The following is a 16,073-nucleotide window of genomic DNA, read 5'->3' on the forward strand; positions in this document are numbered from 1 at the left end:
TACTAAGCCACCAGGTTTTGGATTTTCTCGCCTTTAGGTTTGCGTTCGCTACGCAGGCGTGGATTGGCGAATTCATCGACGCCGAAGTTGATCAGCGTGAGGGCCGTGCCCACGAAAGCGATGCAGAGCGCGGGCGGCAGGAACCACCAGTAAGCACCCTGAAGAATGGCGTCATTATTATTGACCCAGTAGAGCATAGAGCCCCAACTGACGCTAGTAATATCGCCCAGGCCCAGGAATTGCAGTCCGGAAGCAGCCAGGATGGCGTAGATCACGGTGCCAATGAAACCCGACATGACAATCGCGATCTCGTTGGGCAGGATCTCGGCAAAGATGATGTGAAGGGTGTTTTCTCCACTGGATTGAGCGGCCTGCACAAAATCACGGCTGCGCATCGACATGGTCTGTGCGCGAATAACGCGTGCATTCCAGGACCAGCTCGTCACCGTCAGAACCAGTGCGATGGTCAGGTCGCCCTTGACGGGGAAGAAGGCCGCCAGCACGATAGCCAGGGGGAGGCCAGGGATGACCAGGAAGATATTGATGAAAACCGAGAGGATATCATCAACGATCCCGCCGAAGTAGCCCGCGATCAGCCCGATGGCGGTCGAGAAAGCCGTGATAAGTAGCCCGGTTATGAAGCCCCAGAGAATGGAGGAGCGTGCGCCAACAATGGTCTGGGCGAAGACATCCTGCCCGGTTTGTGTCGTGCCGAACAAGAACTGGCCCGAGGGCGAAGCCAGGTTAGGTCCAACATTGAGGGCGTTAGGATCGGTATGGATAAACACTGGGCCGAAGAGCGCGATAAGGATAAAAATGGCCAGGATGACCAGGCCTGCGCCGACCTTGCGATTGACCGTGACCAGGCGCCAGAGGTCACGCAGACGCCCAGTGGTGGGAGGTGGCGCTCCGACGCCCGCCATGCCCGAAGCCCCAACGGTAAGGGTGCTCTCGGTGCTGGTGCGTGACGCGGCATGTGTTGAGCTGCCTGTTGCCAGGGTATTGGTTGTGTCAGGTTGAGTCGAACTCATAAATGTTTAACCCCTTTCTTGGCGAACACGCGGATCAAGCACAGTGTAGACCATGTCAACCAGGAAGTTGGCGCTCATAACGGCGACCGTAATAATGAGGAAGATGCCCTGCATCAAGGCATAATCCGAGTTCTGCACTGCCTGGAAAAGCGAGTAGCCAATGCCTGGATAAGAGAAGACGATTTCGAGGAAGAGCTGGCCCGCGACCACCTGGCCAAGCGCGATAGCGAAACCGGTGATATTGGGCAGAATGGCGTTGCGCGCGGCATAGTTGAGCATGACGCGGCGCGTGGCAAGCCCCTTGGCCTGGGCCATGAGCACATAATCTTCAGAGAGCGTCATAATCATAGCATTACGCATACCAAGCATCCAGCCCGAGATGCTGGCCACAACAAAGGTGATGGCGGGTAGGATGGCATGCTGGATAGCGCTGGAGATAAAATCGGGCGACCAATCGGGCGAAATGAAGCGATCATAGCCGCCGCTGACGGGGAACCAGTTGAGGGTAAAACCAAAGATGTAGAGCAGGATTAGGGCCAGGCAGAAGTAAGGGATGGCCGAGATAAAGGTCATGAGGGGTGGCAGCAGGCTATCCAGGAAGGAGTTGCGGCGCCAGGCGATGATAACGCCCAGGAGCGTCCCCAGGGCAAAGCTAAGGACCAGCGAGACCAGCACCAGGACCAGTGTCCAGGGGAGTTCCTGCCCGATGGCTTCCGCCACTGGCGTTGGGAAGTAGGTGATGGAGAGGCCAAGGTTGCCGTGGAGCAGATTGTTAAGATACTGGAAATACTGCACCCAGAGCGGATCGTTGGTAATACCAAATTGTAGTTCAATCGCGTGAATGGCCTCGGGCCTGATGCGACCCTGGAAGCGAGCCACAAAGATCAATGCTGGATTGCCAGGCGCCAGGCGCGGGATCAGGAAATTGAGGGTGAGCGACGCCCACAAGGCAATGAGATAAAAGCCCAGGCGGCGTAACAGGTGACGCATACAGGAACTCCTTTGTGAATAGGGCAAAGCCTCTGAAGCATGGAAGAGTTTCTGGGCTGATGAGGCCCAGAAACTCTCCAGAACAAGCGTTACGAGAGACTATTGTGCAGGTGACAGGTGGAGTATGACAACGGCCGCATCGGGGTACTGCCAGGGTGGCGGAACCGCGTACGGATTGTCAGCTGTGGGCCAGCCTGTGAAGTTCTTGGTGCTGTACTCGTTCCAGTCCGCACCGTAGACCAGTGTGATGATCGGAACTTGCTCGACCATGATCTTCTCCAGACCCTGAATGGCCTGTTTCTGCACGTTGGGATCGGTCGTCGTCGAATACTGAGTTAACAGACTATCGGTCGTCGGATCCTCCCAGCGCTCGTAGTTGGAGACCGCTGTTCCCCCAATAGGAGCGGACTTGGCCTTGCTGAGCACGTTGTTATAGGTATAGAACGGCGAGGGACCACTGCCGACGCTACCAATGCTCATATCAAAGCTGCCGGTATTGAGGGCATTCACATAGGAGTTGTACGCAATGGCGTTTACGTTGGTCTGGATACCGATAGCCTTCAGGTCGCTGTTGACCATCTGGCACATGGTGACCCAGTCGCTCCAGCCAGTGACCACGTTCAGGTTGAAGGAGAGCTTCTTGCCGTCTTTATCGACATAGATGCCATCGGAACCCTTCTTCAAGCCGGCGCTCTCCAGCAGTTGTGTCGCCTGAGAGACGTTGGGGGCCTGGTAGGTCAGGTTCTGATACTCGGGGTTGAGGTAATCCTTCTGCGCGGGAAGGATCAGGCCGGTCGGGTTGGCGACAGGCTCGAAGTTGCTCTCCGCAACATGGAACATCTTGTCGCGATCCAGCGCCATACTGATGGCCTTACGGACATTGACGTTGTTGAAGGGGGCTTTCGTCAGGTTCATGAAGAGCGAGACGTTGTTGCCCGAAGGGAACCAGTATTTGTTGTGCTGGGGGTCGCGGTCGATATAGCCTTTTTGCAGGTTCGGTGTGAACAGGCTGACCCAGTCGAGGTTACCTTTGTCCATATCCAGTTCCAGGGACTGGTTGGAGTTGTACGACGGGTAACGCAGTTCATTGACTTTCAGCTGATCCGCCTGCCAGTAGCTGGGGTTCTTGGTGTAGTCCAGCAACTGAGGGCTGAAGGACTTCAGCGTGAAGGGGCCGGTACCCACAGGAGTTGGATTGGTATACTTCGATGGATCGCCCACATTCGCCCAGAGATGCTTGGGAACGATCCAGGTTGTGCCACCGACGCTATAGAGAATAGGTGTGTACACCTTCTTCATGGTGATAACGACGGTGTGGTCATCGGATGCGGTTACGCTGTCAAAATAGTTCCAGAGGCCGTTGGTGTCCGTCGCGGGATACTGCTTAAACAGGTTGAGGGTAAAAGCAACATCGTCGGCGGAGAAGGGCTGTCCATCGGACCACTTGACATTCTGGCGCGTGGTGAAGGTCAGCGTCTTGTTATCACTGGAGAACTTATAGTCGGTCGCCAGCCAGGGCGTGACCTTACCGCTAAAGCCGTTGACGTAGAGAAGGGTCTCATAGACCATACCTACGGTGCCCGGATTGGCGTTAGGAGTATAAGGCCCAAAGTTTTTGGTGAAGTCGCCGGTTGGTCCGGTTGAGATCGTCAGATAATTATTGTGCGCATTCTGCCCACTGCCGCTGCCGGTGCTCCCACCGCAGGCGGCCAGGACCATGCCCAGGACAAGTAGGAGCGTAGTGAGCAATGCTCCAGTGTTCTTCTTCGCTTTGAAGAACCTTGTTAGAGATCGCAGTGTCATTGAAACCTCCTTAAAAAAACAGAGAAACAAGTTTAGTCCATTCGTCATTGAAAAGCTGCTAAACTGATAGGGTTCGATATAAGCTCCTTTCTATAGTCATAAATTTGCGCTGTGGGCGCTATAGGTGACTCGCCCGGGTCAGGCATACAATGAGTGATAGGCTGCATGCCTGGCCTCGGCGACACACTAATCTCATAAGATGAGTTCGTGAACAATGCTGATCCTTGGGAAGCGCTTTATGTTACCTGTTCTATAGATGAAACTGCCTGGTTCTGCCTCGCGCCGCAGGAGGCGCGTACCAGGAGACTGGTTGCCAGTTGGATTTGCTGAACCTGCTCGTCCTCTGGCTGGAGTGGTGTCGCGTGTTTACCGGCTCCCGGTGGGATATATGCGCGTTGCCGATGAGCCAGTTCAATCATGGAGATCAGCAACTTTGCGCCCTGTCGCCCCATCTCTTGAAAGGGCTGCTTAACGGTCGTCAAGGGTGGTCGTACATGCGCGGAAGAGGAGATGCCATCAAAGCCGACCAGGGCCAGATCGTCTGGAATGCGTATACCATGTTCTTCGGCGTATGCTATAACGCCATAAGCCATATCGTCGCTGGCCGCAAAAATAGCCGTGGGGCGTTGCCTCTGTGGAAGCGAGAGTAGCTTCTGCATGGCCTCCATTCCCGATTTACGCCTAAACAGGCCCTCGACAACGAGTGTGGGATCGACGGGTATACCATAATCCTCAAGCGCCCGGCAGTAGCCCTGGTAGCGCTGGCGGGAACAGTAAAGATCTACGGGACCCTGGATGTGAGCGATCCGGCGGTGGCCGAGCTTCAACAGGTGGCATACCGCCTCATAGGCGCCTTGCTGGTTATCTGCACTGATCCAGGGGACATCCGAAGGAAGCTCCCGGTCATCGATCATAACCACAGGGAAGCCATGCTGGTGCAGGCGTATGACATGTTTAGCGGGGAGTCCCGGCAGAATCGAGAGCAGGCCTGCGACGAGGTCGGAGGCCAGGATGTGATCGATGATGTCGCCCTTGTCATCGGCACGAGTCTTGTCATTGATGCTATAGAGCACGAGTTCATAGGGGGTAAGGCCGATAGCTTCAGCGACGCCACAAACGATATCGGGGACCATAGGCCAGGTGAAAGAGGGAACCAGAACGCCAATCAGGTGACTATGCCTGCGAGCGAGGCCCGCCGCAGTCAGGCTTGGGACAAAGCCTTCTTCTTCGACAATACGAAGGATACGCTCACGCGTGGTTGGATCAACATCAGGCTTCTGGTTGAGAACACGCGAAACAGTTGCTTTTGAGACACCTGCCAGGAGAGCAATATCGCCAATGGTACGCTTCCTCGCCATAAATATCTTATCCTTATCGGTTAGCTACATCGCATAGACCAGGGTCGCGCACGCATCGCCTCTTACATAGAGAAGTCTGCGTGTGTAAAGGAAAGAGAAACAAGGCTGTCACGAAATAAATATCGTTCCGTAATCGGTTACGGTAACGCTTACAAAGAAGTATACTGATGAGTAGATTAAAAGTCAAGGGTTTTTCTGCTGATTATATTGGGGTTCCCCAATATAATCAGCAGAAAAAAATTACTACAAACGGGTCCAGTCGAAGATGACGCCCATGGCGCTGGCGCGGCGCTCCTGGAGCATGGCGTATGCCTCGGGTGCCTCGTGGGGCGAGTAGCGGTGTGTGATGAGGTTATTGACGTGCATATCGCCACGCTGTAAATAGCGGAAGAAAAGTTCGGCCTGGCGCAGGTTGTTCCAGTGGGCGGAGTCGCTAGATGGGAACTCGGCGTGCATGTCGTGCGCACCCACAATGGTCAGCCCCTTTGTGATGACATCTTTGGTCAGATGCTGTGCCGTGGGAGTGCCAGTATCACCGAGCAGCACCAGGCGGCCAAAGGAGCGCAGCAGGGGCAGAGCCTGCGCGAAGACTGGCGCGGCACCCGTTACGTCATATACCACATTGACGCCCTGGTTCTCGGTCAGGCGCAAGACCTCCTCACGGGCCTGCTCCACCCCCATCTGGAGCACTGTGGTCGCGCCATGGGCCTGGGCTATGACCAGGCGCTGCTCCGCTACGTCGATGGCGATAATCTGGCGCGCACCAAGCAGGCGCGTATATTGCGTGACGAGCTGACCCAGCAGGCCCAGGCCCACTACCGCCACATCATCGCCTAGTCGGTGCTCGGCGCGCCTGATCCCGACCTGCACGATGGTTGCCAGGTGAAACCAGGTCGCGTCCTCGTCGCTCACGCCCTCGGGGATACGATAGATATCCTCGTCGGCGCGAACGACCGAATACTGCTTGTGGTTGTGGCGCAGGGCCACGCGCTCCCCTTCTCGTACATGCTGAACATTCTTGCCAACGGCGATGACGCGCCCAACCATGCTATAGCCAGGATGAAAGGGATATTTGACCCAGTTATCCCAGTGCGAGCCAGGCTCAAAGTTGCGGCTCAAACAGATGCCCTCGGTTCCTGTACTGATGAGGGACCGCGTGGCCTGGAGCAGAAAATCATCGGGTCCCAACTCGCGTACAGCCTCTTCGTGTACCTCGACCTGGTTCTTACCCGTGAAAATGACATTCAGCGATTTCATGTAAAGGGCTCCTTCCAGAATAAACAGATTTGCTCCCATGCGCTCTTCAGTATAGTAACGCGGAGAAGTGCGCGTCAACGCTTCCTGTCCTGTAGGGTCCATGCTGGCATGGACTGCGAGCCTCGGGAGTCCATGCCAGCATGGACCCTATATGGCGGTTGGTTCGGCGAAGATGCTCCAGAAGCGGTCTGTCTGGCACATAAGGGTGTAGGCCTCTTCCCACTCCTCCGGGCTATAAATCCAGCGCTGGTGTTTGCCAACGCTGGCGAGTAGCAGGCTAAAGGTGCCGTCCTGCTGGCGATAGGGAATGATGTCCAGGAGGTAGCGTATGGTGTGATCTCGGATGCGTTGGCGGACTTTATTTACCGTCTCCTCCGACATGCCAGGATGCTGTTTATCACGAGGGATGTAGAGCGGGGTTGCTGGTTTCAAGGGTTTTTTCCCTGCCTGCGAGGCCGCTGGCTGGCTGCTAGCTGTATCCTGGGGAGTAGCTGGTTGGCTGTTAGCTGGCGTTTGTATGGTCGCTTGAGCAGGCGAGCTAGAGCCGCGCAGATGCTCCTGGAGCTGGGCATAGGTGTAGCCGCCGAACTGGGAGATAAGCTTCTCGGTCTCGGCGGGGAGTCCCTGGTGTAGAGCCACACAGCGCTTGTAGAAGTATTTGCCAGGCTTGTGTACCGTGCCACGCTCGTGAGCAATCAAGGTCTCCAGCAGAGCACCTAGCCAGGCTTGCGGGTTGGTGTGCTGCTTGTAGAGATTGATGTAGTACCCCTGTAGCTGTGAGTCCTCGCCAAAAAGCTGGTACAGGTAGCTTGCAACTTTCCTAACGTTAACGTTTATTGTATTTATTATTTCTTTAAGCGTAACGTTAACGTTATAGGGATTAGCAAACATCTCTGAAGATGAGTCGCCCATGTTTCGAGCTGAAGTCGCCCTTGAGCAGCCTATATGTGTGGCGACCAGTCGCCTGTTTTCTGGCGACTCAGTAGCAGACGAGTCGCCTTTTTGATCATCCAGATCGCCAATTGGAGTCGCCCATGCAGAAGGCGAGTCGCCATTTAGCGGGAACGAGTCGCCAATTGGAGTTGCCATCACAAAAGGCGAGTCGCCATTTAGCGGGAACGAGTCACCTGTGAGCATTCCCTTTAGAGACGACCAGTCGCCATTTCTGGTAGCCGAGTCGCCAATGTGTTTTTTCTTCAACAAAGGCGAGTCGCCATTTTGAGAGGGCAAGTCGCCTTTTGTGGCGGAGAGTTTCGCGGGAGGAGTCGCCTGCTGCTGAATGTAGTCGAGCACGCGGACTGCGATCGAGGCGCCAGACGCGCCATACAGGTCGAGAATCGCCTGTTGCACATCCGCAAGCGTCACCATGAGTCCATTGGGTGTGGAATGCGGTGTATCTGGCAGGGTCATAGGCATAAACTGAGATGTGTAGGACGTAACACAGGTGTCACCGGTCTGGAGCAGGGTCAGCCAGCGTTGCTTAACCTGGCGAGCGAAGGAGGCCACCTTGGGCCGGTAGGAAGTCAGGGCATCCAGGGCGTCGGGATGCGCCAGGCGTGGCTCTCCCAGGGGCAGGTAGAGCGCGACCCCAGGCGATTCCTCACGCACCTGGAGCACCTGCATATGTTGCAGTACCAGCACATATTTATTGAGTCGGTCATAGTCCATGCCCAACAACTGTGCCAGCCAGCGCTGATTGCGCGCCCGCACAATTGCCGTCTCGCCAGGTGCCATCGCCACAGTGGCCTGGGAGAGAAACGCCTCCAAAAAGCTCAGGCCGCCACTGGCGGGCAAGAGAAGGTCGAGTAGTTGTATCAGAGAGGGGTGAGCGTTTCGTATAGTCTGATTGCGGTTGAAATGGAGAGTGTCTTGTTGTATAGCTTGTACAAGAGGAGGTTGAGTAAAGAGAAGATTGGTCATAGTGCCCACTTTCTTTTCCACACAACATATCCACACATACATAGTAGGGCAGGTATCTCTACATATAGAACGTATAAGATACCGTTTTTGTTGCATGAGTTTTGACAGGTGATATGTTGGATTTGTAAAACCAAACATGATATGTAGGCGCGTGCGCTTGCCCCGAATGGGGGTTAGCAGCGCGTCCTACATATCATGTTTGGTGACCACACAGAGGCGAAAGGAGAGGGTGAGAGGCGCGTCGCTCATGCAGGGACGAAAGGTAGGTGCTTATAAATCGCGCACCTACCTTTCGTCCCTGCTGAGCGACTGCATTGGGAAGGTCAATGCGCTCATGTTCGCCCGGAGAAAAAGGATAGGTGTGCGATCCTTGTGTGTCGCATAATGCGAAATGCAGCCGCCCGGTAGGTGTGCAAGGTAGGTGCGCGATTTATAAGCACTCTTCCTTACGCACCTGCATGGGTGGTAGGCTTGCCGGGTGGCACAAAAAGGCATTCTACTCGGGCCTGCTATCTCATTGCTCGCTCTTGTGCTCTTTAGCGATAGCCTTTAAATAGCAGAATCATGCCACCAGTAAGAGTAACTATAATTACAAGGAAAACTACACCTTCCATCCACAAGAAAATTTCAAGGTGGCTGATATCGGCCAAATTTCCAAGTGCCCATCTGATAGAGATACTTGGAAAGAGTGCCAGGTAAGTTAACTTGATTGCCCGAGGATCTTTACCATACATGTAAAATGCTGATTTTTTGTCAGTAAGTATATCTCTTCTTGCCATGTCTACTCTAAACAGTAGCCATGTAGTGTGCGACAAAGCCGCTGCTATGAAGAAAGCTATGGTAGAGATCCACAAAAAGGAGTTGTTTTGTGGGTACTTCCAAAAAAGCCTGTCAGGATCAAAAGAGTTCTTCCCCAAAATACCAAAAATAATGCCAATCACCATGCCCGTCATCATCGTAGCAAAGAGTATTCCTTGGCGCCAGGTTTGCTTTGTGCCTCTATTCATGCCTCTTTACCCTCCTATTATTGTTGAGTTCTATTATAGAACAACGTCGAACCTTTTGTATCCTCCAATGAACCTCTTTTATAGGGTGGACGGGTGTGCTATAATGCAGATGACCGAACTCACTGAAAAGTGTTGAGGGAGACGAGTACGCGCAGGTTGCCCGGTACAGAAAGAGCACGGCTGATGAGAGTGCTACTGGAGACGCGCCGAATATCACTCCTGAACTGAACGCCGAACGTCGCCTGACAAGTAAGCGGACCGGCCTTGCCCCCGTTAGCGGGCAGAGATGTGTTGGCATCTCATCGAGTGGACGTGCCTTGCCCTCATAGGGCTGTGAAGGGACGTCAATAGGGGTGGTACCGCGAACCTTTCAAGCTTCGTCCCCAGTTGGGGCGGGCTTTTTTTTATGCACTTTTTTCCGATTGTTTCATTAGAAAGCTACCCGAATATCCGAATAGCGCATGGTTGGTTGTAGACAGTATCTGGAGCGTTGAAGAGCATGTTTAAAGAGATTGAGACGAGGCAATCATTTCCTGCCCTCGAACAGCAGGTGGAGCAGTGGTGGCAGGAGCATGGCGTGGTCGAGAAGGTGCTCGCCCATGGAGACCGGAAGCAGCCGTTTGTCTTCTTTGAGGGGCCGCCGACCGCCAATGGTCGCCCGGGCGTGCACCATATCGAGTCGCGCACAAGCAAGGATGTCGTGATCCGTTACCGGCGCATGCGGGGCCAGTATATCCTGGGCGCACGCGGCGGTTGGGATACGCATGGTCTTCCCGTTGAGCTTGAGGTGGAGAAGCAGCTTGGTTTCTCGGGCAAGCCCGATATCGAGAAGTATGGTATCGCCGAGTTTAACAAGGCTTGTAAAGAGAGTGTCTGGAACTATGTCCAGGAGTGGGAGCGGCTGACGAACCGCATCGCCTACTGGATCGACCTCAAAGATCCCTATATCACCTATACCAATGAATATATCGAGTCCCTGTGGTGGATTCTCAGAACCTTCTGGGATCGGGGCCTGCTCTTCCGTGACTATAAAGTCACGATGCACTGCCCACGCTGTGGCACCTCGCTCTCAGACCACGAGGTCTCGCAGGGCTTTGAGGACAACGTCGATGACCCCTCCGTCTGGGTGCGCTTCCGCGTGCGCCAGACGGGGCATGAACTGGCTTCGCAGCTAGCGGGTGCCTCCCTGCTGGTCTGGACGACCACGCCCTGGACCCTGCCTGCTAATGTGGCGGTTGCGGTCAAGCCCGATGCCGACTATGTACTGGTTGAGTATAAGGATGAGCGCTTGCTGCTGGTGCAGGCCCTGGCCGACAAGGTCCTGGGTGAGGGCACATACACCGTCCTGGCGACCTTCAAGGGCAATCAGTTGCGCGACTTGCGCTATGAGAACCTCTTCAAGGGTGTTCCTGGCGTGGGCGAGCAGGTGGATTGGGAGAACACTTACTGCGTCATCGCCGACGACTATGTCTCGCTGGAGGATGGCTCGGGCCTGGTGCATATCGCGCCTGCCTATGGTGACCTGGAGATCGGGCGCACCCATGGCCTGCCAACGCTCTTCTCGGTCGATCTGGCAGGTAATACGCTCTCGGCCTATGATGAACTGGGCTTCGGCGGTCTCTTCTTTAAGAAGGCCGATCCCGTTATCACACGCAATCTGAAGGAGCGCGGCCTGCTCTTCAAGGGCGAGCGCGTGCGCCACAGCTATCCCTTCTGCTGGCGTTGTCATACACCCTTGCTCTACTATGCCAAGCCCTCCTGGTATGTGCGTACAACGAAGTTCCGCGATGAGATGCTGAGCAACAATGAGCAGATCAACTGGGTTCCCGAGCACATCAAGACGGGGCGCTTCGGCAACTGGTTGGAGAACAACGTTGACTGGGCCTTGAGCCGTGAACGCTACTGGGGCACGCCCCTGCCGATCTGGATCTGTGATAAGTGCGAGAAGACCGACGTGGTTGGTTCGGTGGCCGAGCTTTCGCAGAAGGCCGGGCGCGACCTGAAGGAGCTGGATCTGCACCGCCCATATGTGGACGAGATCACCTGGGGCTGCGAGTGCGGCGGTGGCTATCATCGCGTCCCCGATGTCGCCGACTGCTGGTTTGACTCGGGTTCGATGCCGGTCGCGCAGTGGCACTATCCCTTCGAGAACGAGGAGATCTTCGCGCAGGCGGGTCAGGCCGACTACATCTCGGAGGCTATCGACCAGACGCGCGGCTGGTTCTATACCCTGCACGCCATCTCGACCCTGCTCTTTGATCGCCCGGCATACAAGAACGTCATCTGCCTGGGCCATATCCTGGACGCCAGGGGCGAGAAGATGTCGAAGTCGCGTGGCAATGTCGTCAACCCCTGGGAGTTGCTGGAGTCCTACGGCGCCGACTCGACACGCTGGTTTATGTGTGCCTCCGCGCCGCCCTACAACTCGCGCAACTTCTCGTTCGATCTGGTGAACGAGATGCAGCGCCAGTTCCTGCTGACGCTCTGGAACACCTATGCCTTCTTCGTGACCTACGCCAATATCGACGGCTGGCAGGCGCCCACAGAGGGCGATCCCTTCGCGGGCGCCGAACTCCAGTTGATCGACCACTGGATCCTGGCGCGTTTGAACGCCTTGATCGGTGATGTCACTGGGATGCTCGACAACTATGATATTCATGGTCCCACGCGCCAGATGGTCAGCTTTATCGAGGATCTCTCGAACTGGTATGTCAGGCGCAACCGCCGCCGCTTCTGGAAGGCCGAGAGCGACCAGGATAAGCACGCCGCTTACCTCACGCTCTATACCTGCCTGACGACGCTGGCGAAGCTCATGGCACCTTTTACGCCCTATGTCAGCGAGTCGCTCTACCAGAACCTGGTTGCCAGCCAGAATCCCAGCGCGCCGCAGAGCGTACACATGGCCGAGTGGCCGGTGGCCAATCCTGCGCGCCTGGATAGCCAGCTCGTTACTGATATGGGGCTGCTGCTGGAGACGGTCAACCTGGGGCGCTCGGCGCGTCAGAACGCCTCGCTGCGTATCCGCCAGCCCTTGAGCGAGCTGCTCATTCGCCTGACGCGTAGCAACGCTACTGTGGAGGGGCTGCGCCGCTTCGAGAGCGAGCTGCGCGATGAGCTAAACATCAAAAGCGTGCGCTTCCTGGGCGTCGAGGATGGCCTGGTGGAGTACTACTTCAAGCCAAACCTGCCGGTGCTCGGTAAGAAGCATGGTCGCCTGATTCCGCAGGTCCGTAGCGCCCTGAGCGCTCTGACGGGCGAGGCCGCCACGCAGGCCGCCCACAAGCTGGAGAAGGGCGAGAGTGTCGCCATAGAGGTTAATGGACAGGAACTGCAACTGGTCTCCGAGGATGTCCTGGTCTTTGCCACCTCACCCGAGGGGTATGCCGTAGCGGAGAGTGACGGTCTAGTCGTCGCCCTCAACACAACGGTATCGCCTGAATTGGCGCAGGAGGGCATCGCCCGCGACCTGGTACGCCTGATCCAGGATGCGCGTAAGTCGGCCGGCTTTAGCATCACGGATCGCATCCAGGTGCGTTTGCAACCGGAGGGCAAGCTGGACCTGCAAGCCGTCCTGAACTCTCACAGCAGCGTCATCAGCAGCGAGACGCTGGCCAACTCGCTGGAGCTTGGCGCGAGCAACGGTGGCTATCATACTACCATCGCCGAACTCGAAGGTGGCAACGTCACCATTGCCGTTCAGCGCGTGTAATAATATTACTAATATTAACTAAACAAAAAGGCGAGCTGTTGCGTATACAACAGCTCGCCTTTTTGTTTATGCACCTGCAAAAGATTGGTAGAGCGAAAATTTTCAAATAATTTACAATTGCTTGAGGTTTTTTCTGGGGCTCTGTGTTAGATTTTCATCTTGAGAGGTATATGTCCTTGAAGTGTGCTTTAACAGATCTATCGTATATATTTTTGAAGAGTTTTATTAGTTCTAATTATGTCATGCAGTGTGGTTGCGGAGCACGTAACTATACTGAACAGCCCCTTGTGCAGTATCGAAAAGGAGGCCTATTTCAATGTATGGGCAACGTTTGCATAAGACTATTATTGGAGGGTTCGCGGGACTCTCGCTCTGCGCTCTCCTTCTGAGCGGGTGTGGTTCATTCCCCTTTCAAGGTAGCGCTGCAAGTTCCACTCCTACGGCGACCAATTGTACCTCTTCTGCCCGTTTCAGGCCCGTGAATGGGACGCTCAAGAGCGTTGACGGGAATACGCTTTCCGTGACGAACCAGCAGGGGAAAAGCGTCACCGCCCACCTCGAGAAGACGACGCGTTTTACGCAGGAGAAGGCCGTCGCGGCCAGTAGCTTGAAGGATGGCATGGTTGTCTCCGCTGTCGTGAAGCAAAATAGCGATAACAGCACATATACGGCGACCCAGATCGTGCTTACCGATAGAAATACTGGCGCGTTCGGGAACAATCGGCAGCAGCGTGGCAACAACCCGAACGCGAACTGTGTGCCTGCCCGCCAGCGTACTCCTACTGGCAACGGTAAAGGTAATGGCAATGGTGGCGTGCGCACCAACGCCAATGGCACGCATATCCTGAGTGGGACCGTGGGACAACTAAACAATAATATATTGACGGTAACGGATACGAAGGGTGATGACTATACCATCAACCTGGCAAGTACCACAAACATTATGCAGATAAGTAGTGCGACCGCCTCCGACTTGAGAGCGGGCGAGACTGTAACCGTGACCGGAAGCACCGAGAAGGACGGCAGCGTTGACGCGCAAAACATTGCCATCCTGCCAGCCGGAAGCACGAATTAATGAATACCATCAGTTTTGTAATGACCTTTCTAAATCCATGTGCTTTAAATCTATAGGTGCCCGATTTATCATGCACAAGGCGATTTATCGCAGCGATGCAGAATAGCATGTAATTTATTGTAACACTGTATATTGTCTTTGGATGAGAGGTTATTCTATGACAAACGATGTTTGGATTGGGTGATTTGTTGCAACCCTGTATCACTGCGATAAATCGCCTCACGCGCGATAAATCGGGCGCCTATGTGGTTGGAGAGGTGTTGTAAACGTAGTGCCTATATTTATGAAAGATGAGAGAGAGATATGGCTGAACAGATAGAAGATATTCCTTTGTTAGATGAAGAAGAGCCAGATCTGGATGGTCCGGAGGGCGAGGAGAAGGCGAGACGGCGCTTCCCACGCTGGATGATCATTGTTTCGGTCATTCTGATAGTCGTTCTGCTGGCGGGCGGCGCTCTCTACTGGCGCACGGCGAGGCCTAAGCCCATCCAGTATACCCAGGTGGCCGCGACGACCGGAAATATCAGCGTAAAGGTCTCCGCGACCGGTCCTGTAGCCGCGAACGCGCAGTATCCCTTGAACTTTGGCACCGCTGGCCAGATCAGCGAGATCGATGTCCAGGTTGGGCAACACGTGACCAAGGGGCAGAAGTTGGCCAAGGTGACTGTTGATACCACAACCCTTCAGGATAACATCGCGCAAGCGCAATTGGATGTAAACTCGGCCCGCGATTCGCTCAACTCGGCCATCAACTCGGCGGGTACTGCCTGGAACAATGTGAGCAAGCAGCAAGGTGTCAACACTGCGAACTTAAACCTGGCATATGACCAGGAACAGACTGATCTGAGCAACTGTAGCAAGCCTAATCCTCAAATCACTTGCCAGCAAGCGAAGGATAAGTACGCGCAGGCGCAGAAGCAGGCGGATAGTAGCAATACATCGACATATAACCAGGCAGTCTCAGCGCAGAACCAGGTCACCTCGGCGCAGGACAATTTGAATAAAGCGTTACTGTCGTTGACCATAGCCCAGCACGCTCTGGAGAATGCCAATACCAATGCCGTGCTCCTGTCCCCGGTTGACGCGACCGTGGCGACTATCAATGGAACTATTGGGCAGAACGTCTCCTCCTCCGGTAGCGTCAGCAGCAGTAGCAGTAGCAGTAGCAGTAGCAGTAGTAGTAGCGGCAGTAGCAGTCAGGGCTTTATCATCCTGACGGATACGGGCAAGCTGATGGTCTCGGCACAGATCAACGAGGCCGATATTGGTAGCATCCAGGTTGGGCAGCCCGCGCAGTTTACGCTCACGGCTTACCCTTCGCAGACCTTCCGCGCCTCGGTAGCCTCAATCAATACCATTGGTCAGGTCACCTCGAACGTCGTGAACTATACGGTCATGCTGGCGGTGGATAATCAGAGTATTGGCTCAGCCCGCGTCTATCCCGGCATGACAGCGACGGTCAATATCACCACGGCCCAGCGTATCGATGCCTTGCTCATTCCGGCCACTGCTTTGAGCTTCCCCAGTACTGCCTTACAGAACGGAGAGATTGATCGCACCCAGTATCTCTCGTTGCTGAGAAACAACCTGGGTGGTTCATCCACTGGCGGCGCGCAGAGCGATACAAGGGTTATCCTGCAATTGAAAGATGGCAAGCTGACCCCCACCGTGATCAAGATTGGCCTGAATAACGGGCAGTATGTCGAGGTCCTCTCGGGCTTGAACGCGAATGACCAGGTAGTGACCGGTCAGACTGGTGGGAGCAGCACCACTTCAGGTAGTGGTACAGGCAGCGGTGGTGGCATCTTCCGCCTGGGCGGCGGTGGCAACGGCGGCGCTGGTGGTCGTGGTGGCAATGGCGGCACCGGTGGTAACGGAGGTGCTGGTGGCAACGGTGGCGCCGGTGGTCGCGGAGGAAACTAA

At 55.1% G+C, this 16,073-nt stretch carries 10 protein-coding genes and 1 other annotated feature; of the genes, 3 read left to right on the forward strand and 7 right to left on the reverse strand.

Features of this window, described 5'->3' with window-relative positions; translation table 11 throughout:
- Positions 1-2: 2 nt before the first annotated feature.
- The 7 genes from JMJ04_RS39955 to JMJ04_RS39985 form a co-directional block, all read right to left on the reverse strand.
- A complete protein-coding gene (locus JMJ04_RS39955; RefSeq protein ID WP_201375931.1) occupies positions 3-1,031 on the reverse strand; it encodes an ABC transporter permease in 1,029 nt (342 codons plus the stop codon).
- Positions 1,032-1,037: 6 nt separating this feature from the next.
- Positions 1,038-2,021 carry an ABC transporter permease gene (locus JMJ04_RS39960; RefSeq protein WP_201375932.1) on the reverse strand — a complete coding sequence of 328 codons (984 nt, stop codon included), beginning with the start codon at positions 2,019-2,021 and terminating at the stop codon, positions 1,038-1,040.
- A 99-nt stretch (positions 2,022-2,120) separates the two neighbouring features.
- Positions 2,121-3,824 (reverse strand): ABC transporter substrate-binding protein, encoded by a 1,704-nt coding sequence (locus JMJ04_RS39965; protein WP_201375933.1) that lies wholly within the window; start codon positions 3,822-3,824, stop codon positions 2,121-2,123.
- 236 nt (positions 3,825-4,060) lie between these two features.
- Positions 4,061-5,182 (reverse strand): LacI family DNA-binding transcriptional regulator, encoded by a 1,122-nt coding sequence (locus tag JMJ04_RS39970; protein WP_201375934.1) that lies wholly within the window; start codon positions 5,180-5,182, stop codon positions 4,061-4,063.
- Positions 5,183-5,425: 243 nt separating this feature from the next.
- Positions 5,426-6,439, reverse strand: a complete 1,014-nt coding sequence (locus tag JMJ04_RS39975; protein ID WP_201375935.1) for a zinc-dependent alcohol dehydrogenase — start codon at positions 6,437-6,439, stop codon at positions 5,426-5,428.
- A gap of 147 nt (positions 6,440-6,586) precedes the next feature.
- Positions 6,587-8,359 carry a hypothetical protein gene (locus tag JMJ04_RS39980; protein WP_201375936.1) on the reverse strand — a complete coding sequence of 591 codons (1,773 nt, stop codon included), beginning with the start codon at positions 8,357-8,359 and terminating at the stop codon, positions 6,587-6,589.
- Positions 8,360-8,895: 536 nt separating this feature from the next.
- Positions 8,896-9,366 (reverse strand): hypothetical protein, encoded by a 471-nt coding sequence (locus JMJ04_RS39985; RefSeq protein WP_201375937.1) that lies wholly within the window; start codon positions 9,364-9,366, stop codon positions 8,896-8,898.
- 123 nt (positions 9,367-9,489) lie between these two features.
- Positions 9,490-9,754, forward strand: a binding site (T-box leader).
- 111 nt (positions 9,755-9,865) lie between these two features.
- Between JMJ04_RS39985 and ileS the strand changes: the two genes are divergently transcribed.
- The 3 genes from ileS to JMJ04_RS40000 all read left to right on the forward strand — a co-directional run bounded on the left by ileS (position 9,866) and on the right by JMJ04_RS40000 (position 16,073).
- Positions 9,866-13,075: an isoleucine--tRNA ligase gene (ileS, locus tag JMJ04_RS39990; RefSeq protein WP_201375938.1), complete on the forward strand. Its 3,210-nt coding sequence runs from the start codon at positions 9,866-9,868 to the stop codon at positions 13,073-13,075.
- A gap of 316 nt (positions 13,076-13,391) precedes the next feature.
- Positions 13,392-14,150 carry a DUF5666 domain-containing protein gene (locus tag JMJ04_RS39995; RefSeq protein ID WP_201375939.1) on the forward strand — a complete coding sequence of 253 codons (759 nt, stop codon included), beginning with the start codon at positions 13,392-13,394 and terminating at the stop codon, positions 14,148-14,150.
- Between the two features lie 303 nt (positions 14,151-14,453).
- Positions 14,454-16,073 carry an efflux RND transporter periplasmic adaptor subunit gene (locus JMJ04_RS40000; RefSeq protein WP_201375940.1) on the forward strand — a complete coding sequence of 540 codons (1,620 nt, stop codon included), beginning with the start codon at positions 14,454-14,456 and terminating at the stop codon, positions 16,071-16,073.

Origin of the sequence: Ktedonobacter robiniae (assembly GCF_016587375.1) — a bacterium.
Lineage (GTDB): Bacteria > Chloroflexota > Ktedonobacteria > Ktedonobacterales > Ktedonobacteraceae > Ktedonobacter > Ktedonobacter robiniae.

Coding starts and splice junctions, on each gene's coding strand:
- JMJ04_RS39955 (WP_201375931.1), bottom strand. CDS start 1,031: ATGAGTTCGACTCAACCTGACACAACCAATACCCTGGCAACAGGCAGC.
- JMJ04_RS39975 (WP_201375935.1), bottom strand. CDS start 6,439: ATGAAATCGCTGAATGTCATTTTCACGGGTAAGAACCAGGTCGAGGTA.
- JMJ04_RS39985 (WP_201375937.1), bottom strand. CDS start 9,366: ATGAATAGAGGCACAAAGCAAACCTGGCGCCAAGGAATACTCTTTGCT.
- JMJ04_RS40000 (WP_201375940.1), top strand. CDS start 14,454: ATGGCTGAACAGATAGAAGATATTCCTTTGTTAGATGAAGAAGAGCCA.
- JMJ04_RS39970 (WP_201375934.1), bottom strand. CDS start 5,182: ATGGCGAGGAAGCGTACCATTGGCGATATTGCTCTCCTGGCAGGTGTC.
- ileS (WP_201375938.1), top strand. CDS start 9,866: ATGTTTAAAGAGATTGAGACGAGGCAATCATTTCCTGCCCTCGAACAG.
- JMJ04_RS39965 (WP_201375933.1), bottom strand. CDS start 3,824: ATGACACTGCGATCTCTAACAAGGTTCTTCAAAGCGAAGAAGAACACT.
- JMJ04_RS39980 (WP_201375936.1), bottom strand. CDS start 8,359: ATGACCAATCTTCTCTTTACTCAACCTCCTCTTGTACAAGCTATACAA.
- JMJ04_RS39995 (WP_201375939.1), top strand. CDS start 13,392: ATGTATGGGCAACGTTTGCATAAGACTATTATTGGAGGGTTCGCGGGA.
- JMJ04_RS39960 (WP_201375932.1), bottom strand. CDS start 2,021: ATGCGTCACCTGTTACGCCGCCTGGGCTTTTATCTCATTGCCTTGTGG.